Here is a 25,397-nt window from a genome sequence, read left to right on the forward strand (position 1 = left end):
ACCCCTCGTCAGAGGTGGTTCCGGGGGCATTTCGCTCACAGGTGTCTTGCGCGTCCGCAAAACACAAAACCGCATTCATCCCCTTCGCTGAGGACGACGCGGTGGAATTCCAGAGGATCGGGGCCTTCGCCCGGATCATGACCACTTCAGTTCGGACCCCGCGCCACAGGTGCCGCCCGAGAGGGAGACCGCAGCGCAAGTGGGCGCCGTATATGGGGAGTCGCGGGGGATGTCAACAGCGGCCCGATTGGCCGCTACGTCACGTCCGGGACCGTGGCAAAAGCCAGATCCGCAGCAGAAGCGCCACAAGAACAGTGACCAGTGCCGCAAAGATCGTGTCCGACAGGAAGTGTCGGCCAGCAGCGATTCTCTGAGCGGCGACGAGGACCGGCAGAAGGAGAATGGCGAACTGCAGGGTGCGCCGGCTTCCATCTGCGACCGTCTTGCCCAGAACCTCCAGCAGGACGAGAAGGCTGATCGCCAAAGCGACCGCGCCCGACACCTCTCCCGACACGAAGGAGCAGTTGCTATGGCATTGGCCCGAGAACTGGTGCGGCGGGGTGAACTGCAGTGTCCCGCCGAATTCCACAATGTCGGCGGGCCGGGCCCTTCCCCAGACCCGCTTGAGAATGGTGTCGGCCAGCAGGGCAGGTCCGAGAAGGTAGAGAAGCACGATGTAGGCCCAGACCTTCTTGGGCACACCCAGGATCGCCTTGCGTGTCAGTTGGGCCGCCAGCAAGGCGACAAGCGCCAGGCCCAGCATCGCCTCGGACAAACGCCAGAGGCCGAGCCGCACATCGTTTGCCAAGCCGTCACCAGCCAGAAGGAACTTGCCGCTCGGATCCTGGAAAAACGCCGTGACCAAGGGATCGATCCCCGGCCATACAGCGAAGAAGACGAAGGCGAAAACGATCATGACCACCACCGCCACGATCTGGAGGCGGTCACGGCGCATTCAGACACTCCGCATCGAGACGATACAGCGCCAGGGGCACCTTGGCATAGGCACCGCCCTGGCCATCGAGCGGCCCGAGTGCGTCCACGCGATGCCCGGCGCATTCAGGTGCTGCCTCACCTACAAAGATCACTGGTCCGGTTGCGGTCGCGGGCAGAGCCCGGGTCTGCGCATAGTGGTTCTCCGGACGGCCCTTCGGCGGTTCGGCATAGACGGCGATCCCCGCATCGCGTCCGGTGTAGAACAGATCGGCTAGGATATCGCGCCGCTCGGCCACAATTGGAAGATTGCCCTGCGCCTTGGCGACAGCAAGGATCTGCAGGCTCATGTCTTCGCGGCCCAGCCAGCGGGCCAGAAGCGGCTTGTCGTTGCCAAGCGTCAGGCCTGGAACGACCGTCAACACCGGCAGCAGGACCGCGATGATCGCGTTCAAGGCTATCGCCCCGATCAGCCAGGAGCGGTGGCGCAGCAGGAACGCCACCGCCACAACCGATCCGGCAAAATAGGCCGACGCTGCCCAGTTGGCGAAAGCCCGGTCCAGCAGCGCCTGCACTGTCACGATCAGGATCGCCGGTACGACGAACACAAGGAGTCGCCATGCCATTTCCCGACCCGGTCGGATCGCCGCGAGGATCAGGGCCGCAAACGCGATCGGACCGAAGACCGCGAACTGGCTGAAGAAGAACTCGGCCATCCCCGCCGGGTTCAAATGGGCCAAGGGGTTGCCCTCGCGGATCCAGCCGACATTGTCGAGCGTGTGCTCGGCCGTCGCCATCCCGTTTGCGAGGTTCCAAAGGATGTTCGGCAGGATGACAAGGCCGCAGGCCAGGATCATCCGGACCCAGTTCGCAATCGAAAGCCGCAGATCGCGGAACAGGATGGCCCCCAGGACCGCCCCGATCAGGAAATAGACCGCGGCATACTTGGCCAGAAAAGCCAGCCCCACCATCACCCCCGCAAGGAGCGCATCGTGGCCTTCCCCGTTTTCGACCAGCTTGCGATGGAACAGAACTGCCGCCGCGAAGAACGGAGCCATGATCGTGTCGGTCGAGATCATCAGCGAACCGACGGTGACCATCGGCAATGTGACATACAGGGCGGCGACCCAGATCGCGGCGGCTCGCCCGTAGATCCGTGCGGCAAGCGCTGCGAGGATCAGCGCGGCAGCAGCATGGAACAACGGCGCAGGCAGGCGCACCCAAAAGGGGTTGTCGCTGCCGGCCAGTGTGGTCGTCGCTCCGATGACCCAGGCGATCAGAGGCGGCTTCGAGTAGTAGCCGAAGTCGAAGTTCTGACCCCAGAACCAGTACTGCGCCTCATCCACGAAAAGGTCAGTGCCGTCATAGGCCAGAAACACCAGCCGTGCGGCAGTGATCGCCGCAACGATGGCCAGCGCCAGGGCCAGCCAGCCGGAATCGGTTTCAGACTTTTGCATGCTCGTGGCGATGTATCAGCCAGAGGTTCCGGGCATAGATGAACACGCCTAGCGACTGGCCAAGGATAAAGACCGGATCCTTCCGGTGGATGGCATAAAAGAGCAGGATCAGGCCGCCAGCGATCGAGAAATACCAAAATGAGATTGGAACGACCGACCGCTTGACCTTTTCCGATGCCAGCCACTGGATCAGGAAGCGACCGGTGAACATCAGTTGCCCCAGCAGCCCGACGATCACCCAGATCAGTTCGGCAGTGCTGTTCACATGAAAGAAGGAAAGGATCTGCTGCATCGGCCTATTTCCGTCCCTCTGGCCCGATCGGTTGCGGAGTGGCCTTCTTGCGCCGCCGGATAAGCCACATGACGCCCGCGAGATCGACGATCCCGACCAGTGCCCGCTGCAGGTTGCTGTAATTCGACCGGCCCGCCCCGCGCTGACGATGGCCGACATCGACCAGCAGCACGTCCCACCCGTCACGGCGGAACAATGCCGGAAGATAGCGGTGCATGTGATCGAAATAGGGAAGTGCCAGGAAGGCGTCCCGGCGGAACCCCTTCAGGCCGCAACCAGTGTCGCGCGTGCCGTCGTTCAGAGCCCAGCTGCGCAGATTGTTTGCGAATTTCGAACCCATGCGCTTGGACCAGGTATCCTGCCGGTTCACCCTTTGACCCGCGACCAGCGCCATTTCGGTCGGTCCGGCCAGCAGCGGCTGGAACAGGGCCGGCAGGAACTCGGGCGGATTCTGGCCGTCGGCGTCCAAGGTGCAGACCACCTCTGCCCGTGCCATCCTGACACCCGAATGCACGGCCGCGCTTTGCCCTGCCGAGCGTTCGTTGCGCAGCACGCGCAGATTCGGCTGGGTTTCCATCCGTTCCATCAAGAGCCGGTCCATGCCATCGGTCGACCCGTCATCGACGACGATGACCTCGTAATCCACAAGCGGGCCCACGGCCGCGTGGATCTCATCCAGTAGCGTCGGGATATTCTCGGATTCATTCTTGGCGGGAATGACGATGGAAACGCTCAACATGGCCTGCCGGCTGCCTTCCGTCCGTTGCGCAAGACCGCCATCCATGTCGCGCCGGTCAGTCCCGCGCTGGTTAGCCGTCCGAGGTTCATGCGGCAACCCCTATGCCGATTTTGTGGCATCTTGCGCCAGTTTTCGCTCGCGCAGAAGGGTGAACAGGCCCGTCGCGATGACAACAGACGCACCGGCCATTGTCAGGACATCGGGCAGGGTGCCGAACACGAGCCACCCAAGCGCGATCGCCCAAAGGAGCGACGTATAGCGGAATGGTGCGATGAAACCGATGTCCCCCGCCCGCATCGCCTGCACCCCGCTCAGATAGCCGGCGACAAGTGCGACCGACGATCCGAACACGATGAGGAGGTCCCGCGGCTCTGGCCCCCTCCACCCCTGGATTGCCACCCCGGCAAGACCGAGCGCCATGACACCGAGGGCGGCAGTCAAGGCAACGGTGATTGTCGGCACGCCCAGTCCAAACTTTCGGGTCGACAGATCGCGCACGACCACACACAGCACGGAGGCCACCCCGACCAACGCCCAGACATCGAAGCCCTGCGCGCCGGGACGAATGACGAGCAACACGCCAAGAAAGCCGATGCCGATGGCGGTCAATCGTCTCCAGCCGATGCTTTCGCGGAACAGCAGCGCGGCCGCCAGAGTGACAGCCAACGGCGTGAACTGCATGATGGCCGACAGGTTGGCGAGCGGCATGTGGACGAGCGCGCCAAGGAAAGCGACCGTCGCCACAATCTCGGCCAGGGTGCGGATACCCAGAAGTCCGGCATCGCGCCGCGGCAGGCGAAGCCGCAGTCCCCCCAGGGCGAGCCCAAGCAGGAACAGCAGCAGCGACGTGGAAGCGCCGCGCAGAGTGATCGCCTCGAACAGCGGCAAGGTTTGGGTAACGGCCTTCATCCCGGTGTCGTTCAACGTGAACGCGGCCATCGCGATGTTCATGTAGATCGCGCCACGCAGGTTATGGGACATCGCCAAGGCAGCACCGCTCTCCGGCGAAGGGCCGGGCTCCAATAAGAAAGGCCCCCGCACCAGCAGGTGCGGGGGCCTATTTGTCGGGCCGGGACTTACTCGTCGCGGCTTTCGATCGTGTCGACCAGATCACTTTCGCGGCCCGAGTCGAAGACGTCGTCAATCGGGGCAGCCAGCGCCGCGGCGATTTCCGCCTCAGACCGGCGCGCCTCGATCACCGTCATGTCGCGATCCGCGGCGATCTTCTTCACCCGGGTCGTGGCACCGCCGGTCCCGGCTGGGATCAGGCGGCCGACGATGACGTTCTCCTTCAGGCCGACAAGCTTGTCGCGCTTGCCTTGAACCGCCGCCTCGGTCAGCACGCGGGTCGTTTCCTGGAACGACGCGGCCGAGATGAAGCTGCGGGTCTGCAGGCTCGCCTTGGTAATGCCGAGCAGGATCGGCTCGCCCGAGGCCGGACGCAGGCCATGCGCGATGGCCTTCTCGTTCACCTCGTCCAGCTCCGCCTTGTCGACATGTTCGCCCTTAAGAAGCGTGGTCTCCCCGCTATCGAGGATCTCCCACTTCTGCAGCATTTGACGAACGATCACCTCGATGTGCTTGTCGTTGATCTTCACGCCTTGCAGGCGATAGACGTCCTGCACTTCGTCGATCATGTAGTTGGCAAGCGCCTCGACCCCCATGATCCGCAGGATGTCGTGCGGAGCCGGGTTGCCGTCCATGATGTAGTCACCCTTCTGCACGAAGTCGCCTTCCTGCACCGGGATATGCTTGCCCTTGGGCACCATGTACTCCATCGGGTGAACGGTCTCGTCGACCGGCTCGATGGTGATGCGGCGCTTGTTCTTGTAGTCCTTGCCGAAGCGCACATAGCCATCTGCTTCCGCGATGATGGCGTGGTCCTTCGGACGACGGGCTTCGAACAGTTCCGCCACGCGGGGAAGACCCCCGGTGATGTCCTTGGTCTTGGCGCCTTCGCGCGGGATACGCGCCACGACGTCGCCCGGCTTCACCTCTTGACCGTCTTCGACCGACAGGATCGCGTCGACCGACATCGGGTAGGTGATCGGGTTGCCCGCCTCGTTGCGCACCGGCTCGCCCGTTTCCGGGTTCATGATGATCACTTCCGGCTTCAGGTCGTTGCCTTTCGGCGCTGACCGCCAGTCGGAGACGATCTTCTGCGTCATGCCGGTGGCTTCGTCCGTCTCTTCGCGCACCGAGATGCCCGAGATCAGGTCGACAAAGCGCGCCACGCCGCCCTTTTCGGCGATGATCGGCAGGGTGTAGGGGTCCCATTCGAACAGCTTGGTGCCGCGCTTCACGGCCTGGCCGTCCTTCACATGGACCTTGGCACCGTAACCGACCTTGTGGACGGCCCGTTCGCCGCCGTTCTCGTCGATGATGGCGATCGACATGTTCCGGCCCATCACGATCTGCTCGCCTGCGGCGTTGGACAGAAGGTTCGGGTTGCGGAACTCGATCTTGCCCTCTTGGCTGGCTTCGAGGAACGACTGCTGGCCACCCTGGGCGATACCGCCGATGTGGAAGGTCCGCATCGTCAGCTGTGTGCCCGGCTCGCCGATCGACTGCGCCGCGATGATGCCGACGGCCTCGCCGACGTTCACCATCGTGCCACGGGCCAGGTCACGGCCATAGCACATCGCGCAGACGCCTTCCTCGGCGTCGCAGGTCAGCGGGCTGCGGATGCGGGCCGACTGGACGGCGTGCAGACCGATCAGGTCCGCCTTGCGTTCGTCGATCAGCTCGTTGCGGCTGACGATCACCTCATCGGTGCCCGGCACGAGGATGTCCTCGGCCGCGACGCGACCCAGAACCCGCTCGGAGAGCGACGACACGACCTCGCCGTCGTTCACCGCGGCTTCCGCCGTGATCGACCGCTCGGTGCCGCAATCGATGCTCCGCACGATGCAGTCCTGCGCCACGTCGACCAGACGGCGGGTCAGGTAACCCGAGTTCGCCGTCTTGAGCGCCGTGTCCGCCAGACCCTTCCGGGCGCCGTGGGTCGAGTTGAAGTACTCGAGCACGGTCAGACCTTCCTTGAAGTTCGAGATGATCGGCGTCTCGATGATCTCGCCCGACGGCTTAGCCATCAGGCCGCGCATCCCGCCAAGCTGCTTCATCTGGGCAGGCGAACCCCGCGCACCGGAGTGCGACATCATGTAGACCGAGTTCGGCTCCTTTTCGGCGCCCACGTCATCGAAGCGGACCGCCGAGATTTCCTTCATCATCTCGGCCGCGACGGCATCCGAGCATTTCGACCAGGCATCGACGACCTTGTTGTACTTTTCGCCCTGGGTGATCAGGCCGTCCATGTACTGCTGCTCGAACTCCTTCACCTGGTCGCGGACGCCGTTGACGATCGTCCACTTGGTGTCGGGGATGAGCATGTCGTCCTTGCCGAACGAGATGCCGGCCCTGAAGGCCTCGCGGAAGCCCAGACCCATGATCTGGTCACAGAAGATCACCGACTCTTTCTGGCCGCAGTAGCGGTAAACGGTGTCGATGACGTTCTGCACGTCCTTCTTCCGAAGGAGCCGGTTAACCAGCTCGAACGGCGCCTTGGCGTTCAGCGGCAGGAGGTTGCCAAGCCGCAGGCGGCCCGGCGTGGTCTCATAGCGCTTCCAGACTTCGTTGCCTTCGTCGTCGATCTGCTTGATCCGCGCGATGATGCGGGCATGCAGATGCACGGCACCGGCGGCGAGCGCATGTTCGACCTCTTCGATCGAGGCGAACATCATCCCCTCGCCGACCATGCCCTTGCGCTCCATCGTCGTGTAATAGAGCCCTAGCACCATGTCCTGCGACGGCACGATGATCGGCGCGCCGTTGGCGGGCGACAGCACGTTGTTGGTCGACATCATCAGCACGCGCGCTTCCAGCTGCGCTTCCAGCGACAGCGGAACGTGTACGGCCATCTGGTCGCCGTCGAAGTCGGCGTTGAACGCCGAACAGACGAGCGGGTGCAGCTGGATCGCCTTGCCTTCGATCAGGATCGGCTCGAAGGCCTGGATCCCCAGACGGTGCAGCGTCGGCGCACGGTTCAGCAGAACCGGGTGCTCGCGGATGACCTCGTCCAGGATATCCCAGACCTCGGGACGTTCCTTTTCGACCAGCTTCTTCGCCTGCTTGACGGTCGAGGACAGGCCCTTCGCCTCAAGCCGCGAATAGATGAACGGCTTGAACAGCTCGAGCGCCATCTTCTTCGGCAGACCGCACTGGTGCAGCTTCAGTTCCGGGCCAGTCACGATGACCGAACGGCCCGAGAAGTCCACGCGCTTGCCGAGCAGGTTCTGGCGGAACCGGCCCTGCTTGCCCTTGAGCATGTCGGACAGCGATTTCAGCGGGCGCTTGTTGGTGCCCGTGATGACCCGGCCGCGACGGCCGTTGTCGAACAGTGCATCGACCGCTTCCTGCAGCATCCGCTTTTCGTTGCGCACGATGATATCCGGCGCACGAAGCTCGATCAGACGCTTCAGGCGGTTGTTGCGGTTGATGACCCGGCGATACAGGTCGTTCAGGTCGGACGTGGCGAAGCGGCCGCCATCCAGCGGAACCAGCGGGCGCAGTTCCGGGGGGATGACCGGCAGCACCGTCAGGATCATCCACTCGGGACGGTTGCCCGACTCGAGGAACGACTCGACGATCTTCAGGCGCTTGATGATCTTCTTCGGCTTCAGTTCGCCGGTGGCTTCCTTCAGCTCTTCGCGCAGCTGTTCCGCAGTCGACTCAAGGTCGATCGCCGCCAGCATCTCGCGGATCGCTTCCGCACCGATGTTCGCGGTGAATGCGTCGGCGCCATACTGGTCTTGCGCGTCGAGGAACTCTTCCTCGGTCATCAGCTGGCCATAGGTCAGGTCGGTCAGACCCGGCTCGATGACAACGTAGTTTTCGAAGTAGAGGATGCGCTCGAGGTCACGAAGCGTCATGTCGAGCATCAGGCCGATGCGCGATGGCAGCGACTTCAGGAACCAGATATGCGCAACCGGCGCGGCGAGCTCGATATGGCCCATCCGCTCGCGGCGCACCTTCTGGAGCGTCACTTCGACACCGCATTTCTCGCAGACAACGCCGCGATACTTCATGCGCTTGTATTTGCCGCAAAGGCACTCGTAGTCCTTGATCGGCCCGAAGATCCGGGCGCAGAACAGCCCGTCCCGCTCCGGCTTGAAGGTGCGGTAGTTGATCGTTTCGGGCTTCTTGATCTCGCCGTAGGACCACGAGAGGATCCGCTCCGGGCTGGCCAGAGAGATCTTGATCTCGTCGAAGGTCTTCACCGGCGCGACCGGATTGAACGGGTTGGTCGTGAGTTCCTGGTTCATCTTCAAATCCTTGAATCGGGGCGAATGGACCGGGCGTTTCCGCCCGACCGAAGGTCCGTAGGGCGGGCGTCAGCCCGCCATCCGGTCACTCCTCATCCGCATCCAGGAGTTCCATGTTGAGGCCGAGGCCCCGCACTTCCTTGACGAGCACGTTGAACGATTCCGGCACGCCGGCTTCGAAATTGTCCTCGCCCTTGACGATCGACTCATAGACCTTGGTCCGGCCTGCCACGTCGTCCGATTTCACCGTCAGCATTTCCTGCAGGGTGTAGGCGGCGCCGTAGGCTTCCAGAGCCCAGACCTCCATCTCGCCGAGACGCTGGCCACCGAACTGCGCCTTGCCACCGAGCGGCTGCTGGGTGACGAGCGAGTACGGGCCGGTCGAACGTGCGTGCAGTTTGTCGTCCACCAGGTGGTGAAGTTTCAGCATGTACTTCACGCCGACCGTGACCTTGCGCGCGAATTGCTCGCCGGTACGGCCGTCGAAGACCACCGACTGACCGGACTGGTCGAAACCGGCCCGTTTCAGCGCATCGTTCACGTCCGACTCCTTGGCGCCGTCGAATACCGGGGTCGCGATCGGAACGCCACGGGTGACGTTGCCGGCGAGTTCGAGAAGGTCATCCTCCTCGCGGTCGGCGAAGGCGGCCTCATAGGTCTCGTCGCCGTAGGCCAGACGCATCGCCTCGCGCACCGGGGTCAGGTCGCCCGACCGGCGGTATTCGCGCAGCGCCTCGTCGATCTGCAGGCCCAGACCGCGCGCGGCCCAGCCCATATGCGTCTCGAGGATCTGGCCCACGTTCATCCGCGACGGCACGCCGAGCGGGTTCAGAACGAGGTCGACGGCAGTACCATCGGCGAGGAACGGCATGTCCTCGACCGGCACCACTTTCGAGATGACGCCCTTGTTGCCGTGACGCCCGGCCATCTTGTCGCCCGGCTGCAGCTTACGCTTCACCGCGACGAACACCTTGACCATCTTCATCACGCCCGGAGGCAGATCGTCGCCCCGACGCACCTTCTCGACCTTGTCGTCGAAGCGGTGGTCGAGAGCGCGTTTCTGCGCTTCGTACTGGTCGTGAAGGGCCTCGACTTCCTTCGCATCGGCCTCTTCGCCAAGGGCAAGCTGCCACCACTGGCCACGGCTCAGCGTGGACAGAAGTTCCTCGTCGATGGTCGAACCGGACTTGATGCCCTTCGGACCCTTGACGGCGGTCTTGCCCATGATGAGCGACTTCAGGCGCGCGTAGATGTTGCGCTCGAGGATCGCGAGCTCGTCGTCCCGGTCACGGGCCAGACGTTCGACTTCCTCGCGCTCGATCTGGAGGGCGCGTTCGTCCTTGTCCACACCGTGACGGTTGAACACACGCACTTCCACGATCGTGCCATACGCACCCGGCGGCAGGCGCAGCGAGGTGTCCCGCACGTCCGACGCCTTTTCGCCGAAGATCGCCCGGAGCAGTTTTTCCTCCGGCGTCATCGGGCTTTCGCCTTTGGGCGTGATCTTGCCCACGAGGATGTCGCCCGGCTGCACTTCGGCGCCGATATAGACGATCCCGGCTTCGTCGAGGTTGCGCAGGGCTTCCTCGCCGACGTTCGGGATATCGCGGGTGATCTCTTCCGGCCCCAGTTTCGTGTCGCGCGCTGCGACTTCGTATTCCTCGATGTGAATCGAGGTGAACACGTCGTCCTTGAGGATACGCTCGGAAATCAGGATCGAGTCTTCGTAGTTGTAGCCGTTCCACGGCATGAAGGCGACGACCACGTTCCGGCCAAGGGCCAGTTCGCCCATGTCGGTGCAGGGACCGTCGGCCACCACTTCGCCGCGCACCACCACGTCACCCACCTTCACCAGCGGGCGCTGGTTGATACAGGACGACTGGTTCGAGCGCTTGAACTTGCGCAGACGATAGATGTCCACGCCCGGCTCGCCCGGCTCCAGCATCTCTGTGGCGCGCACGACGATACGGGTCGCGTCGACCTGGTCGATCACGCCGGCCCGACGCGCCATGATGGCCGCCCCGGAATCACGCGCGACGACGGCCTCGATCCCAGTGCCCACGAAGGGCGCGTCGGATTGCAGCAGCGGAACCGCCTGACGCTGCATGTTCGAACCCATAAGCGCGCGGTTGGCGTCGTCATTCTCGAGGAACGGGATGAGCGAGGCCGCGACCGACACAAGCTGCTTCGGCGACACGTCGATCAGGTCGATCGCATCCGGCGGGTTCAGCATGAACTCGCCCGCCTTGCGGCTGGAGATCAGGTCGTCGGTGAATTGGCCCGCGGTGTTCTGAGCCGCGTTCGCCTGCGCCACCGTGTGCCGCATCTCTTCGGTCGCCGACATGTAGATCACGTCATCCGTGACCTTGCCGTCGATGACCTTGCGATACGGGGTCTCGATGAAGCCGTACTTGTTCACGCGGGCATAGGTCGCCAGCGAGTTGATGAGGCCGATGTTCTGGCCTTCCGGCGTTTCGATCGGGCACATCCGGCCATAGTGGGTCGGGTGAACGTCGCGCACCTCGAAGCCCGCACGCTCGCGGGTCAGACCGCCCGGCCCGAGGGCCGACAGACGCCGCTTGTGCGTGACTTCCGACAGCGGGTTGGTCTGGTCCATGAACTGCGACAGCTGCGAGGAGCCGAAGAATTCGCGCACCGCAGCCGCAGCCGGCTTCGCGTTGATCAGGTCCTGCGGCATGATCGTGTCGATCTCGACCGACGACATCCGTTCCTTGATCGCGCGTTCCATCCGCAACAGGCCGACGCGGTACTGGTTCTCCATCAGTTCGCCGACCGAGCGCACCCGGCGGTTGCCGAGGTGGTCGATATCGTCGATCTCGCCCTTGCCGTCGCGCAGTTCGCACAGCGCCTTGATGCAGGCGATGATATCCTCGCGGTCCAGCGTGCGCTGCGTGTCCGGCTTGTGCAGGTCGAGGCGCATGTTCATCTTCACGCGGCCCACGGCCGACAGGTCGTAACGCTCACTGTCGAAGAACAGCGTGTCGAACAGCGCCGAGGCCGCTTCCACGGTCGGCGGTTCACCCGGACGCATGACGCGGTAGATGTCCATGAGCGCGGTTTCGCGGCCCATGTTCTTGTCCACCGCCATGGTGTTGCGGATGTAGGGGCCGACGTTGACGTTGTCGATGTCGAGCACCGGGATGTCCGTGATGCCCTGGTCGAGCAGAAGCTTGAGCGTACCGCCCTTCACTTCGCCGTCGCGGTCGTATTCCATCGTCAGCTCGTCGCCGGCTTCGACCCAGATCTCGCCGGTTTCCTCGTTGATTATGTCCTTCGCCACATAGCGACCGACGATCTGGTCGAACGGAACCAGGAGTTCCGTAACCTTGCCCTCGTCCTTGAGCTTCTTGACCATGCGCGGCGTCATCTTGTCGCCGGCCTTGCAGATCACCTCGCCGGTGGCTGCATCGACAAGGTCGAAGGAGGGACGCGTGCCGCTGACGCGGCTCGGGAAGAACTTGGTCACCCAGCCCTTGTTCTTCACGTGCTTGTACATGACGGTCTCGTAGTAGGCATCCATGATGCCTTCCTGATCCATGCCGAGGGCATAGAGCAGGGTCGTCACCGGCAGCTTGCGGCGGCGGTCGATGCGGGCAAAGACGATGTCCTTGGCGTCGAACTCGAAGTCCAGCCACGACCCGCGATAGGGAATGATCCGGCAGGCGAACAGAAGCTTGCCCGACGAATGGGTCTTGCCCTTGTCATGGTCGAAGAACACGCCGGGCGAGCGGTGCATCTGGCTCACGATGACGCGCTCGGTGCCGTTCACGATGAACGTACCGTTGGAGGTCATCAGGGGCATGTCGCCCATGTAGACGTCCTGTTCCTTGATGTCCTTGACCGAGCGTGCACCCGTCGTCTCGTCGACATCGAACACGATCAGACGCAGCGTTACCTTCAGCGGCGCCGCATAGGTCATGTCGCGGTTCTGGCACTCGTCGACGTCATACTTCGGCTTCTCGAGTTCGTATTTCACGAATTCGAGGACGGCATTCTCGTTGAAGTCCTTGATCGGGAAAACCGACTGGAAGACGCCCTGGATACCCTCGCCGTCGGCCGGCTTCTCTCCGTCGCCGGACTTGAGGAACAGGTCATATGAGGATTTCTGAACCTCGATGAGGTTCGGCATCTCGAGGACTTCGCGGATTTTGCCATAGTACCGGCGGATACGCTTTTGGCCAACGTAGCTCTGAGCCATGCTCGTCGTCACCTTTCGTTTTCGCGGGCAGGCAAACGTCGGGGTCACGATTGCGCGCCGCATGCGAAACAGGGGGTCAGGTTCCATTCATGCCCGCCGTCCCACCGGAGGGCTCCCGAACCTTGAACCACGCCTAGAAGGAGTCTCGGCCATCCAAGGCCCCTTCAAGACGGGTTCGGCTGGGCCCGAATTCCTTCGGACCCAGCCAGATCGAAATCGTCACGATGCCAGGGGCATCCTGTGAGATTACTTCAGCTCGACCTTGGCGCCAGCCTCTTCAAGCTTTTTCTTCATGGCTTCGGCGTCGGCTTTGGAAACCGCTTCCTTCACCTTGCCGCCGGCTTCCACCAGGTCCTTGGCTTCTTTCAGGCCCAGGCCGGTGATCGTGCGGACTTCCTTGATCACGTTGATCTTGTTCGCGCCGGCGTCGGTCAGGACGACGTCGAACTCGGTCTTCTCTTCCTCGGCAGCAGCCGGCGCAGCGCCAGCAGCCGGACCAGCAACCATCACGGCGCCGCCAGCGGCGGGCTCGATGCCATACTTGTCCTTGAGGATCGTTTTCAGCTCTTGCGCCTGAAGGAGGGTCAGACCCACGATTTCTTCGGCGAGTTTGTTCAGATCAGCCATTTCAGTTTCCGTTCTGTAAAGATGGGTTCCAACGTCGGGGCATCAACCCCACGACGGCATTCGCATTGCTCAGGCTGCAGCCTTTTCCTCGATCGTCTTGAGGATGCCCGCGATGTTCGAAGCAGGCGCGCCGATCGCACCGGCGATGGCGGACGCGGGCGCACCGAGCATCGACACGATCTGAGCGATGAGCTCTTCACGCGACGGCATCGAAGCGACAGCCTTCACACCGGCCGGATCAAGGACCGCATTGCCCATGGCGCCGCCAAGGATCACGAACTTGTCGTTCTTCTTGGCATAGGCATCCGTGACCTTCGCCGCAGCGACAGGATCCTCGGAATAGGCGAATACGGTCATCCCTTTCAGCAGGTCACCCATGCTTGCGCCGGGTTTGCCTTCAAGGGCGATCTTGGCGAGCTTGTTCTTGGCAACGCGAACAGACCCACCGACGGCACGCATCTCCGCCCGCAGGTCCTGCATCTGTGCAACCGTCATGCCTTCGTAGTGGGCAACCACCACGACGCCAGAGCTTTCGAAGATCTGGCCGAGTTCCTCGACCACTTTCTCTTTCTGGGCTCTATCCACAGTTTCACTCCAAGTGTGGGGGTTTCCCCCCGGCTCATGTTTGCCCCCGCGAACGGAGGCGTTCGGGTCCGATCAGAGGTCCCGAGGCCAGGATCACCCGAGGCATGCGCCCCGTTCATTCCGTCTCGTTCACCCATCTCAGGCAGGACATTAAGGGGCGAACCCCACCCACCGTCTCGGACAGGACGGGGCGTTTCCGCCCCGCCATCCCTTCCCTTGCGGGTTGGGAATTCTTAGTGCGACGCTGCCGACGTCAGATCGACGCTCACGCCCGGGCCCATGGTCGAGGACAGCGACACCTTCTTGAGATAGGTGCCCTTGGCTCCCGACGGCTTCGCGCGGCTGACCGCATCGACGAAGGCGCGGACATTCTGGGCGAGCTTCTCGGCGTCGAACGACACCTTGCCGATACCGGCATGGATGACGCCGGCCTTCTCGACCTTGAACTGCACTTCACCGCCCTTGGCAGCTTCGACAGCCGCTTTCACGTCCATCGTCACCGTGCCGACCTTGGGGTTCGGCATCAGGTTGCGCGGGCCGAGGATCTTGCCCAGACGGCCGACCAGCGGCATCAGGTCCGGCGTCGCGATGCAACGGTCGAACTCGATCTTGCCCGACTGGATGGTCTCCATCAGGTCTTCGGCGCCCACGATGTCGGCGCCTGCGGCTTTCGCCTCGTCCGCCTTCGCACCACGGGCGAACACCGCCACGCGCACGGTCTTGCCGGTGCCGTTCGGCAGGGTCACCACGCCGCGGACCATCTGGTCTGCGTGACGCGGGTCAACGCCCAGGTTCATCGCGATTTCCAGCGTCTCGTCGAATTTCGCCGAGGCTGCGGATTTCACCAGTTTCACGGCATCTTCGACCGAGAGGTTCGATTTGCCGGCGAAGGCTTCTTCAGCCTTGGCGATGCGTTTTGCGAGCTTGGCCATGACTTACCCCTTCACCTCGATACCGCAGGACTTGGCCGAGCCGAGGATGATCTGCATCGCAGCTTCCACGGAGTTGGCATTCAGGTCCTTCATCTTGGCTTCGGCGATCTGGCGCACTTGGGCGACCGTCACGGTGCCAGCCACTTCGCGGCCCGGCTTCGACGAACCCTTCGGACGGTTGCGCTTGCCGACCGGCTTCAGGCCAGCGGCCTTTTTCAGGTAGTAAGATGCAGGCGCCGTCTTCAGCTCGAGGCTGAACGACTTGTCCTGATAATAGGTGATGATCACCGGAGTCGGCGAACCCGGCTCCAGATCGGCGGACTTCGCGTTGAATTCCTTCACGAAGGCCATGATGTTCAGGCCGCGCTGACCCAGTGCCGGGCCGACGGGCGGGGACGGGTTGGCTTGCCCCGCCTTCACTTGCAGCTTGAGCTGCCCAATAATCTTCTTGGCCATCTGGCCTCTCCTCTTCTCACCATCCCCGCGCGGGGGACAATTTAGTGGTCCGGCTCGTCACCCCGGGATCAGGCCCCGGCGCGCTTGCCTCCCACGCGATGCACGTCAGGCGCTTTTCTGAACCTGCGTGAATTCCAGTTCGACCGGAGTCGGGCGGCCGAAGATCGACACCGACACCTTCAGGCGGCTGTGCGCCTCGTCCACTTCCTCGACCATGCCGTCGAAGCCTTCGAACGGGCCGTCGGCCACCTTGACCTTCTCGCCGATCTCGAAGTGGATCAGGTTGCGCGGCGCAACCTCGCCTTCCTCGACACGGTTCAGGATCGCGTTCACCTCGGCGTCGCGCATCGGCATCGGCTTGCCTTGAGGGCCAAGGAACCCGGTTACCCGGTTGATCGACGAAATCAGGTGATAGCCGCGGTTCGACATCTCCATCCGCACGAGCACGTAGCCCGGCATGAAGCGCCGCTCGGACGTCACCTTCTTGCCGCGGCGGACCTCGATCACCTCTTCAGTCGGCACGAGAACTTCGTCGATCTCGTCCTCAAGCCCCGCATCGGCGACGGCCTGCTTGATCTGCTCGGCGATCTTCTTCTCGAAATTCGAGAGGACGCTCACCGAATACCACCGCTTGGCCATGCCTCAGTCACCTCTGCCACCCGAGGGGCTTCCCCCGGAAGTTCTTTTATCTTCAAGCGGTTTAACCGCCATGCCCGGAACAAAAAACAGCGCGCAAGACGAATCGATGCGCGCCGGTTTCCTTTGATCTGGCGTTCCCTAACGTCTGGACCGCAGGAATTCAAGCCCAAACGGGCTTAGCTGAACATCGTCAGGAGATGGGTCAGGCCGAAGCGGATGAGGCTGTCGACCAGAAAGAAGAAGGTCGCAGTCAGCGCCGCCATGATGAAGACCATGATCGTCGTCAGCGTCACCTCACGGCGCGACGGCCAGACGATCTTTGCGACCTCAGACCGGACCTGCTGGATGAACTGGACGGGGTTTGCCTTGGTGGCCATCGGGGGTGTCCTGTGGAAGTGTCCGGCGCGAGATACGCGGTCGTGCCCTGAATTTCAAGCGCCGAGGGCGCATATGACGCCCGTCAGCAAAGACCCGGGCGTCCCAATCCGAGAAAGAGAGCTCCGCGTTGCTGGAAGGGACTTGGCAGGGGCAGCAGGGCTCGAACCCGCGACCTACGGTTTTGGAGACCGTCGCTCTACCAGCTGAGCTATACCCCTACGTCCGGCCCGGGTGCTACGGCACGCAGCCGGGGAAATCAAGAGGGCTTCTGGCTACAGGACCGTCGGGAGCGCAGGGAAGGACGACGCTTGGTCGCGCCAATCACGCCGTCTGATCGAAGAGGCAGGACCACCAGCGCGGCCGTGACCCGCGATAGCTGTGCGAAACCGGAGCCAGCACCTTGAGGTTCGGGCGGTCGAAGGATCCGGTCACCAGCCCGATTGTGGGTCCGTCGTCAACCGCGCCAAGGGTCGAACCGCATTGCGGGCAGAATGCGCGAGAACTCTTCTCGGACGACCGCCAGAGCGTCGGCTCACCACCTGCCCCGTTCCAGAGAACCGCTTCCTTCGGATAGGTCACCCAGACCATCGCCGGTGCGCCCGAATGGCGCTGGCACATGTGGCAGGAACAGCTATGCGGATGGCCCGGCGGACCGATCGCCGTGAAGCGAATGCTTCCGCACAGACAGCCGCCAGTCAGTTGCATCGACACCTCCGTACCCTGAACGCCCTGATCGTTCGTCAGACATGGGAGCATGGGAGAAAAAGAAAAGACCCGCCCAGAGCCGTGTCCCAGAGCCGTGACTTGGATCAACGCGCCAGCCGGTCCACAACGAAACGAGTCAGCCTCGCAACGTCGGCCGTCGAAGGAAACTCGACCTTAAGCCCATCGACGGCGGCCAGGATCACGCGCGCCCGTTCGGCGGCGTCCGGTACGCCTTCCGCCTGAAGAACTGCGGCGGTCTGCTCGTTGACCCAGGCCCTGAGGTCATCGAACACCGTGCGGTTCAGACGCATGTGCTCAGCCATCAGTTCGGGCCCATGCGGTGATTGCCCGAGCAACCGGTCAATCGAGTCGTACTTTGCGCCGATCGCTGCGATCAGCCGTTCGGCGGCGGAACCCGGACCAGCCAGGGCTTCGGCGAAGGCACGGCGGTAGTCGCCCATGATCGCGGTCCCGAGCGCGACGAACACGGCCTCCTTGTCGGGGAAGCGGGCGTAAAGCGTGGGCTTGGCGACGCCGGCCTTCCGCGCGATGGCCTCCATCGATGTCCCGCGCAGGCCGTTCTGAAGGAACAGGTCCTTCGCGGCCTCCAGAATGCGCAGCGACTTGTCGGTGGCGGTCACGCGCTCCCCCACTTGAATTTACTATTTGAACGATTATTGTTCATTTCGTTCATTACACAAGGGCGGCGCCATGACGGACACGGTACTTCTGACAGGCATCACGGGCTTCCTCGGCGGCCATCTTGCACTGGAATTGCTGAGGTCGGGCTATCATGTGCGCGGCAGCCTGCGCAATCCGGACCGGGCCCGAGCCACAAGAGCTGCACTTGCCGCTGCCGGCGCCGACGTGGATCGGCTGGATTTCGTGACGCTTGACCTGACACGCGACGAGGGCTGGTCGGCGGCGACCGAGGGCGCACGCTTCGTGATGCATTCGGCGTCGCCGTTCGTCACGACCATGCCGAAGGACCCACAGGTGCTGATCCGCCCCGCCGTGGATGGCACCGGCCGTGCCATGCGGGCGGGCCTGTCCGCCGGTGTCGAGCGGATCGTGCTCACCTCCTCAACCGTGGCAATCGCCTATGGACGCGGGCGGAACGGCCCTCCGCGGCTGGGTCCCGATGACTGGGCCGACCCAGCCTCACCGAAACTCAGCGCCTATGGGGTCAGCAAGACCCTCGCAGAACGTCATGCCTGGTCGCTGGTCGAGGGGCAGGAGGATCGCCTGGCCGTGATCAATCCCGGCCTGATCCTCGGGCCGCTGATCGACGATGACACAGGCACGTCGGGCGCGGTGATACAGCGCTTTCTGCGCGGGCAGATCCCCGTAGCCCCGGATCTCTACTTTCATGTCGTGGATGTCCGCGACCTCGCGCGGATCCATGTTGCGGCGCTTACCGCCCCCCGGGCTGCGGGTCACCGGCACATCGCGGCCTTCCACAGCTGCTCGGTCCATGACGTCGGTCAGATCCTTGCCCGGCACCGCCCGGACTATGCCCGGAAGATGCCGAAGCTCCGCGCCCCGGACTGGATCATCCGCCTCTATTCGCTGTTCGACGGTGACATGCGCTCGAACGTTCCGGAACTCGGCTATTGCCCGAAGCTGGACGCCTCGGGGTCGTTGCGCTTGCTCGGCCACCCGCCGCGGAGCCTTGAAGAGACTCTGGGCGCGATGGCCGACAGTCTGATCGAGAGGAAGCTGGTCTGACCGCCTGGTCAGCGCTCCAAGGCGTCGATGTCATCCGAGACCAGTGCAGGCACCTTTGACGCGATCCGTTCGACCGGCCAGTCCCACCAGGCGATGCGGTTGAGCCGCTCGATCACCTCCGGGTCGAACCGGTAACGGATCACGCGCGCCGGGTTGCCCGCCACGATCGCGTAGTCGGGAACGTCCCGCGCCACCACCGCACCAGCCCCGATGATCGCCCCGTTGCCGATCGTGACACCTGGCAGGATCAGCGCGCCGTGGCCGATCCAGACATCGTTGCCGATGACGGTATCTGGCCGGTCCCGAACACGATCCCGGAACGCGGCGAGTTGCGACGGGTCGAACACCGCGAAAGGATAGGTCGAAATGCCCTCCGTATCGTGGTTCGCGCTTGCGGTGACGAAGCGCACACCATGCGCGAACTGGCCGAACTTGCCGATCACAAGCCGCTCGGGCGCGCCCGGATAGAGATAGGGGGCAATCCGCGCGGCCCAGTCGGCTGGCGGATCGAAATCATTGGCATAGGTGAAGTCGCCGATCCGGATGTTCGGATGGTCGATCACCCGGTTCAAGTGAACCATGCAGGGGTGTTCGGTTCCGTCCGGAAAGACGAGCGGGTGACGCTTGCTTGCGTCAAGGAAGCTGACTGGCATGGGAATGTCCTCTGTCTTGCGTTTTGCAGGGTTCAGAGAGCGGACATCACCATTTCGGCCTCCATCGGTTCCGGTGCTTCTATACGCGGTCCCGGTCTGGCTGAAAAGGAAAAGGCGCGCAGGTTGCCCCGCGCGCCTCGATCTTCCAGCTGACCGGAAGATTACTCGATGATTTTGGAGACGACGCCGGCGCCGACGGTGCGGCCGCCTTCACGGATGGCGAAGCGCAGCTTCTCTTCCATGGCGATCGGCGCGATCAGCTCGACGTTGAACTTCAGGTTGTCGCCCGGCATCACCATTTCGGTGCCTTCCGGCAGCTGAACCGTCCCGGTCACGTCCGTCGTCCGGAAGTAGAACTGCGGACGGTAGTTCGCGAAGAACGGGGTGTGACGGCCGCCTTCTTCCTTCGTCAGGATGTAGGCTTCGGCCTCGAACTTCGTGTGCGGCTTCACCGAACCCGGCTTGCAGAGAACCTGGCCACGCTCGATGCCGTCACGGTCGACGCCACGCAGCAGCAGACCGACGTTGTCGCCCGCTTCGCCCTGGTCAAGCAGCTTGCGGAACATCTCGACACCGGTGCAGACCGTCTTCTTCGACGGACGGATGCCGACGATTTCCAGTTCCTCGCCCACCTTCACGACGCCGCGCTCGATCCGGCCGGTGGCAACGGTGCCGCGGCCCGAGATCGAGAACACGTCTTCGACCGGCATCAGGAACGGCTGGTCAACGGCGCGCGCCGGGGTCGGGATATAAGCATCGACCGCCGCGATCAGTTCGCGGATCGCGTCTTCGCCGATCGCCTTCTCCGTGCCGTTCATCGCGTGCAGGGCCGAACCCTTGATGATCGGGATATCGTCGCCGGGATAGTCGTAGGACGACAGGAGCTCACGGATCTCCATCTCGACGAGTTCCAGCAGTTCCGGGTCGTCGACCTGGTCCACCTTGTTCATGAACACGACCATGTAGGGGATGCCCACCTGGCGGCCGAGCAGGATGTGCTCGCGGGTCTGCGGCATCGGGCCGTCGGCGGCCGACACCACCAGGATCGCGCCGTCCATCTGCGCCGCACCGGTGATCATGTTCTTCACGTAGTCGGCGTGGCCGGGGCAGTCGACGTGGGCATAGTGGCGCGAGTCCGACTCGTATTCCACATGCGCGGTCGAGATCGTGATCCCGCGGGCCCGCTCTTCCGGCGCACCGTCGATCTGGTCATAGGCGCGGAACTCGCCGAAATACTTCGTGATCGCCGCCGTCAGCGTCGTCTTGCCGTGGTCAACGTGGCCAATCGTGCCGATGTTGACGTGCGGTTTCGTCCGTTCAAACTTTGCCTTTGCCATTCGGGGCATGCCTCGCGGAATTGGGGGGGCCCGGCGGGCCCCACGGATTTACACGGGGCGCCACTTATCCATTGGAAGGGGGAAAATCAAGCGCCCCCGCGCGCGCGGGCTGTCGACGCTGTGATCGTACGTCCGTCAGTTCCCGGTGGCGAGGTCGGCGGGGCGGGCCGGCGGGCGGACAGCCGTCGTACCAGCCGATGAGCCCGTCGATGTGCCAGCCTCCGGAAGGGGCGCAGTGGTCACAGCACCCACGGAAGCCTGTGCCGCCATGTCCGCAGCCGCGGGGGCTGCGGCCGCACGTTCTGTCCGCTGGCGGGCCAGCGTCTCTGCTGTGTCGGGCATGGCTTTTGATCCGTCGGGTCGCAGATCAGGCACGGGCGGATTGGCAAACCAGTTGGGATTCTCAAGGAACCATTTCTCCAGCGCCTTCGCGACATTGTAGGACAAGGCATCAAGCTGCTGGCGCTTGGTCTTTGTCAGTCCCGAGCCGATGACCATGTTCGGATCGACGTTCTCGAAAATGGTGAACTGCTTCGGTTCGCCATTGAGGCGTGTTTGCGTCGAGTCGTCCCAGATGTTCGCCGTCACGACGACGACCGACTTGGGCGCAGCGACAACCGGTATGCCGGGCGGGGCAAGCGCATATCCGTCAACGGCAATGCCGATATTGTAGAACCGGTTGCCCTGATACCGACCGAAGCGATCCTGAACGGCTTTCTTGATGCCGGTTTCCCATTCATCGACCGTCGCATCACGCGAGATCGGGACCTTCTGCATGTTGTCGGCGACGACGATGTTCAGGCCCAGCTTGAAATCGCCAAGCGCAACCGGCGGCTCATCGAGGTCATTGCGACCACAGGCCACGAGCACGGACAGGCCGGCAAGCAGCAGCATCGAACGGAGAAGTGTGGCCAGTGACATCACGCCGCGCCTTTGGGTTCAGGTTCTCCGAGATAGCGTGGCAGACGTGCCGGCGCAACGGGCGCTCCAACAAAGGGCGAAGCGCCGCCGAGACAGACATTTTGCGCGGGCCTTTCGTCAAACCGCGCTAATCTCGCCATCGGCGCGATTCCCGCCATGTCTCGTTGGACGACCACCACTCTTTTGGCCGGGCGACCAAACCGCCCTGAATTCAGCAACAGGAGATTGCGATGAGCCTCGTTTCCACTTTGGCCAAGGTTGCCGTTGGCGTCGTGATCGCCAAAGGCGTGGGCAGCCTGATCCAGAATGCGCAGGGCGGAACGCCGGGGCAGAGCACCCGGCGCGCGCCTGGAAGCGCTGACCCATTTGGCGGAGCGCATTCGCCTGACAATGGGGCAAGGCTGCCCGGCGGGCTTGAAAACATCATGACGGACGTGCTGGCCGGAACGCCGGCCCAGAAATCCGCGGGCACCTCCGGCACATCCGGAAGGGTGATGCCGGGCAGTGCGTCCTCAGGGGGGCTTGGCGGTTTGCTGGAAGAGCTGTCGAAAGGATCAGCGCCTGCAGGCCGGACCGCCCCTGCAGGAGGCGGTCTTGATGACATCATCGGACAGCTGTCACAGGGTGGGGGCTTGGGGGATCTGCTGGGCGGATTGGCCGGGGCCCTGGGCGGGGCAGCGGCGACACGCGGATCCGGCGGCGGGTTTGGCGACCTGCTCAATCAGGCACTGCGCAACGGCGGCGAGCCCGATCAGCAACCGAGCCGGGACCAGGAGGCTGTCGCAGGCCTGATGCTGCGGGCGATGATCCAGGCGGCAAAATCGGATGGCCGGATCGACGAGACCGAGAAGAAGAAGATCGTCGACAAGCTGGGCGATGCCAGCCCGTCGGACATCGAGTTTCTCAAGCAGGAACTTGCCGCGCCGATCGATGTGGCGGGACTGGCCCGGCAGGTACCCAAGGTACTGGCGCCCCAAGTCTATGCCGTCTCGCTCATGGCCATCACGCTCGACAACCAGAACGAGGCGCAATACCTGCACCAGCTTGCCCAGGGGCTTGGGCTCGACCCGCAATCGGTCAACGCAATTCACGCCAAGCTGAGTGTCCAGCCGCTTTACGGCTGAACCGTCTCAGGTGAAGCGGTTCTCGCGCGGGAAGCCGCGCGGTGCCATCCGCCCGGCGCTGGCGCGGGCACCGATCCATTCGCCCAATTCGGTCTCGGTGCGGGTCCGACCGGCGGGATCCTTCCAGGCAAGCCCTTGCGCAAGTATGAAGGTCGTCACGTCTGACAGACTGCCATCCTTGTATTTCTGCAGTCGGACACCCTTGCCACGTGCCATCTCGGGCAAATCGGCCAAGGGGAAGACCAGAACCTTGCGGTTCTCGCCAACGACGGCCACGTGATCGCCCTGCGCCGGCTTGCACACCAAAAGCCGCGCATCGCCCGAAAGATTCATCACAACCTTGCCGGCGCGGGTCTGGGCCAAGACCTCTTCCGAAGCGACGAGGAAACCATCCCCGGCACTGGAGGCTACAATCAGCTTCTCGCCGCCGCGCCAGACGAAGAGTGCGACAATCTCGGCCTCGTTCGGCAGGTCCACCATCAGGCGCACCGGTTCGCCCATGCCGCGCCCGCCGGGCAGGTTCGCCCCAAGAAGCGTGTAGAACCGGCCGTTCGACCCGGCGATGATGATCCGGTCGGTGGTTTCGGCATGGAGGATATGGCGCCCCTCGTCGCCATCCTTGAACTTCACTTCGGCATCGAGTGGCTGGTGCCCCTTCATCGCACGGATCCACCCCATCTTGGAGCAGATGACGGTGATCGGCTCGCGCTCGATCATCGCCTCGACCGGCACATCCTCGACCACCCCGGCCTCGGCGAAGGTGGATCGACGGGCACCAAGCGCCGTGGCCTTGCCGAATTGGGTCTGAATCGCGGTCAGCTCCTCACCGATCCGCTTCCACTGGCGGTTCGGCCGCTCGAGCAGGTCGGCGAGATCAGCGCGCTCCTTCAAAAGCTCGTCGTATTCGCGCCTCAGCTCGAATTCTTCGAGGCGGCGCAACGACCTCAGTCGCATGTTAAGAATTGCCTCGGCCTGCGGCTCGGTCAACTCCCCCTCGGCCGACAGGTCCGGCGGCACATAGTCCTTGTCCGAGACTGCCCGCTTGTGCGGTTTGCCCCAGGTCTCGGCCATCAGCGCGCGCTTGGGATCAACGTCGTAACGGATGATGTCGATGACGCGGTCGAGGTTCAGATAGGCGATCAGGAAGCCCTCGAGCAATTCGAGGCGAAGATCGATCTTGTCCAGCCTGTGCTGCGACCGGCGCTGCAGGACATCGCGACGATGGTCGAGGAAGGCGCGCAGCACTTCCTTGAGCGAGCAGACCTTCGGCACCTTGCCGTCGATCAGAACGTTCATGTTGAGCGGGAAGCGGATCTCGAGATCGGAGTTGCGAAACAGCATCCCCATCAGCATCTCGGCGTCCACCGTGCGGGCGCGGGGTTCCAGAACGATGCGGACATCCTCGGCGGATTCGTCGCGCACGTCGGCGAGCGCCGGCACTTTCTTCGTCTGGATGAGTTCCGCGAGCCGCTCGATCAGCCTGGACTTCTGCACCTGATAGGGGATCTGGGTGACCACGATCTGCCAAGTGCCGCGCCCCAGATCTTCGACCTCCCACTTCGCGCGCAGCCGGAAGGCTCCGCGGCCGGTGCGATAGGCCTCAAGAATCGTCTCGCGCGGCTCGACGATCACGCCACCCGTCGGGAAATCGGGCCCCGGCACCAGCGCGACGATCTCTTCGTCGCTGGTCTCGGGCGATCTCAGCAGAAGCTGGCAGGCGTCGATCAGCTCATGCAGGTTATGTGGCGGAATATTCGTCGCCATGCCCACGGCGATGCCGCTTGACCCGTTGGCAAGCAGGTTCGGAAAGGCCGCCGGCATAACCACCGGCTCTTCGAGCGTGCCGTCGTAGTTGGGCCGGAAATCGACCGCGTTCTCGGCCAGCCCCTCCATCAGCGCCTCGGCTGCAGCGGTCAGGCGGGCCTCGGTGTAGCGACTGGCGGCAGGGTTGTCGCCGTCGATGTTTCCGAAGTTTCCCTGCCCGTCGACCAACGGGTAGCGGACGTTGAAATCCTGCGCGAGGCGCGCCATCGCGTCATAAATCGCGGCGTCTCCGTGCGGGTGATAGTTCCCCATCACGTCGCCCGAGATCTTGGCCGACTTGCGGAAGCCACCGGTCGAAGACAGCCGCAACTCGCGCATGGCAAACAGGATGCGGCGATGCACGGGCTTCAGCCCATCACGCGCATCCGGGAGCGCCCGATGCATGATCGTGGACAGCGCATAGGTCAGGTAGCGCTCACCGATTGCACGGCTGAGCGGTTCGGACACCATCTCTCCGCCAGGCGTATCGGGCTCTATGTTGGGGTTGTCCGGTGTCTTGGCCATGGATGTTGATTAGACCGCCACGG

The 25,397-nt window shown here is 63.5% G+C and carries 21 protein-coding genes and 1 tRNA gene; 2 read left to right on the plus strand and 20 right to left on the minus strand.

Annotation, left to right across the window (positions count from 1 at the left end; all coding sequences use genetic code 11):
• Nucleotides 1-259: 259 nt before the first annotated feature.
• The 16 genes from L0V05_RS04110 to L0V05_RS20615 form a co-directional block, all read right to left on the minus strand.
• Entirely contained in the window at nt 260-955 is a 696-nt protein-coding gene (locus L0V05_RS04110; RefSeq protein WP_234868814.1) for a phosphatase PAP2 family protein, read from the minus strand.
• Entirely contained in the window at nt 945-2,390 is a 1,446-nt protein-coding gene (locus L0V05_RS04115) for an ArnT family glycosyltransferase (RefSeq protein WP_234868815.1), read from the minus strand. Before L0V05_RS04115 ends, L0V05_RS04110 begins: the two co-directional genes overlap by 11 nt.
• Nucleotides 2,377-2,682, minus strand: coding sequence for a lipid-A-disaccharide synthase N-terminal domain-containing protein (locus L0V05_RS04120; RefSeq protein WP_234868816.1), 306 nt, complete (start codon nt 2,680-2,682; stop codon nt 2,377-2,379). The genes L0V05_RS04115 and L0V05_RS04120 overlap by 14 nt, the downstream gene beginning before the upstream one ends.
• 4 nt (nt 2,683-2,686) lie before the next feature.
• The gene (locus tag L0V05_RS04125) at nt 2,687-3,421 is read right to left on the minus strand and encodes a glycosyltransferase family 2 protein (RefSeq protein ID WP_234868817.1); all 735 of its coding nucleotides are present in this window, start codon (nt 3,419-3,421) and stop codon (nt 2,687-2,689) included.
• Nucleotides 3,422-3,520: 99 nt separating this feature from the next.
• Nucleotides 3,521-4,402 carry a DMT family transporter gene (locus L0V05_RS04130; protein ID WP_319937727.1) on the minus strand — a complete coding sequence of 294 codons (882 nt, stop codon included), beginning with the start codon at nt 4,400-4,402 and terminating at the stop codon, nt 3,521-3,523.
• 95 nt (nt 4,403-4,497) lie between these two features.
• The gene (gene rpoC, locus L0V05_RS04135; RefSeq protein WP_234868819.1) at nt 4,498-8,742 is read right to left on the minus strand and encodes a DNA-directed RNA polymerase subunit beta'; all 4,245 of its coding nucleotides are present in this window, start codon (nt 8,740-8,742) and stop codon (nt 4,498-4,500) included.
• An 85-nt stretch (nt 8,743-8,827) separates the two neighbouring features.
• Nucleotides 8,828-12,961 (minus strand): DNA-directed RNA polymerase subunit beta, encoded by a 4,134-nt coding sequence (gene rpoB, locus L0V05_RS04140; RefSeq protein ID WP_234868820.1) that lies wholly within the window; start codon nt 12,959-12,961, stop codon nt 8,828-8,830.
• A 246-nt stretch (nt 12,962-13,207) separates the two neighbouring features.
• Nucleotides 13,208-13,588, minus strand: coding sequence for a 50S ribosomal protein L7/L12 (rplL, locus tag L0V05_RS04145; RefSeq protein ID WP_234868821.1), 381 nt, complete (start codon nt 13,586-13,588; stop codon nt 13,208-13,210).
• A 69-nt stretch (nt 13,589-13,657) separates the two neighbouring features.
• Nucleotides 13,658-14,173: a 50S ribosomal protein L10 gene (gene rplJ, locus L0V05_RS04150; protein WP_234868822.1), complete on the minus strand. Its 516-nt coding sequence runs from the start codon at nt 14,171-14,173 to the stop codon at nt 13,658-13,660.
• A gap of 233 nt (nt 14,174-14,406) precedes the next feature.
• Nucleotides 14,407-15,105 (minus strand): 50S ribosomal protein L1, encoded by a 699-nt coding sequence (rplA, locus tag L0V05_RS04155; protein ID WP_234868823.1) that lies wholly within the window; start codon nt 15,103-15,105, stop codon nt 14,407-14,409.
• A 3-nt stretch (nt 15,106-15,108) separates the two neighbouring features.
• Nucleotides 15,109-15,561: a 50S ribosomal protein L11 gene (gene rplK, locus L0V05_RS04160; protein ID WP_234868824.1), complete on the minus strand. Its 453-nt coding sequence runs from the start codon at nt 15,559-15,561 to the stop codon at nt 15,109-15,111.
• Between the two features lie 105 nt (nt 15,562-15,666).
• Nucleotides 15,667-16,200 (minus strand): transcription termination/antitermination protein NusG, encoded by a 534-nt coding sequence (gene nusG, locus L0V05_RS04165; protein ID WP_234868825.1) that lies wholly within the window; start codon nt 16,198-16,200, stop codon nt 15,667-15,669.
• A 176-nt stretch (nt 16,201-16,376) separates the two neighbouring features.
• Entirely contained in the window at nt 16,377-16,577 is a 201-nt protein-coding gene (gene secE / locus L0V05_RS04170) for a preprotein translocase subunit SecE (RefSeq protein WP_234868826.1), read from the minus strand.
• A 143-nt stretch (nt 16,578-16,720) separates the two neighbouring features.
• Nucleotides 16,721-16,796: transfer RNA gene (locus L0V05_RS04175), tRNA-Trp, on the minus strand.
• Between the two features lie 103 nt (nt 16,797-16,899).
• Nucleotides 16,900-17,283: a GFA family protein gene (locus tag L0V05_RS04180; protein WP_234868827.1), complete on the minus strand. Its 384-nt coding sequence runs from the start codon at nt 17,281-17,283 to the stop codon at nt 16,900-16,902.
• Nucleotides 17,284-17,387: 104 nt separating this feature from the next.
• The gene (locus L0V05_RS20615) at nt 17,388-17,924 is read right to left on the minus strand and encodes a TetR/AcrR family transcriptional regulator (RefSeq protein ID WP_319937729.1); all 537 of its coding nucleotides are present in this window, start codon (nt 17,922-17,924) and stop codon (nt 17,388-17,390) included.
• Nucleotides 17,925-17,994: 70 nt separating this feature from the next.
• Here L0V05_RS20615 and L0V05_RS04190 point away from each other — a divergent pair, with 70 nt between their 5' ends.
• Entirely contained in the window at nt 17,995-19,011 is a 1,017-nt protein-coding gene (locus L0V05_RS04190; RefSeq protein WP_234868828.1) for an NAD-dependent epimerase/dehydratase family protein, read from the plus strand.
• Between the two features lie 8 nt (nt 19,012-19,019).
• On the opposite strand, the gene L0V05_RS04195 is transcribed toward L0V05_RS04190, so the two are convergent.
• The 3 genes from L0V05_RS04195 to L0V05_RS04205 all read right to left on the minus strand — a co-directional run bounded on the left by L0V05_RS04195 (nt 19,020) and on the right by L0V05_RS04205 (nt 21,922).
• Nucleotides 19,020-19,664 carry a CatB-related O-acetyltransferase gene (locus L0V05_RS04195; RefSeq protein ID WP_234868829.1) on the minus strand — a complete coding sequence of 215 codons (645 nt, stop codon included), beginning with the start codon at nt 19,662-19,664 and terminating at the stop codon, nt 19,020-19,022.
• A gap of 161 nt (nt 19,665-19,825) precedes the next feature.
• Nucleotides 19,826-21,001 (minus strand): elongation factor Tu, encoded by a 1,176-nt coding sequence (gene tuf / locus L0V05_RS04200; RefSeq protein ID WP_234868811.1) that lies wholly within the window; start codon nt 20,999-21,001, stop codon nt 19,826-19,828.
• 135 nt (nt 21,002-21,136) lie between these two features.
• Nucleotides 21,137-21,922, minus strand: coding sequence for a hypothetical protein (locus L0V05_RS04205; RefSeq protein ID WP_234868830.1), 786 nt, complete (start codon nt 21,920-21,922; stop codon nt 21,137-21,139).
• A 230-nt stretch (nt 21,923-22,152) separates the two neighbouring features.
• Between L0V05_RS04205 and L0V05_RS04210 the strand changes: the two genes are divergently transcribed.
• On the plus strand, nt 22,153-23,046 hold the full coding sequence (locus L0V05_RS04210) for a tellurite resistance TerB family protein (protein ID WP_234868831.1): 894 nt from the start codon (nt 22,153-22,155) through the stop codon (nt 23,044-23,046).
• A gap of 6 nt (nt 23,047-23,052) precedes the next feature.
• On the opposite strand, the gene L0V05_RS04215 is transcribed toward L0V05_RS04210, so the two are convergent.
• On the minus strand, nt 23,053-25,374 hold the full coding sequence (locus L0V05_RS04215; protein ID WP_234868832.1) for a DNA topoisomerase IV subunit A: 2,322 nt from the start codon (nt 25,372-25,374) through the stop codon (nt 23,053-23,055).
• Nucleotides 25,375-25,397: the final 23 nt, after the last annotated feature.

The sequence above is a fragment of the Alitabrizicola rongguiensis genome, assembly GCF_021491355.1.
In the GTDB taxonomy this organism is placed as follows: Bacteria; Pseudomonadota; Alphaproteobacteria; order Rhodobacterales; family Rhodobacteraceae; genus Aliitabrizicola; species Aliitabrizicola rongguiensis.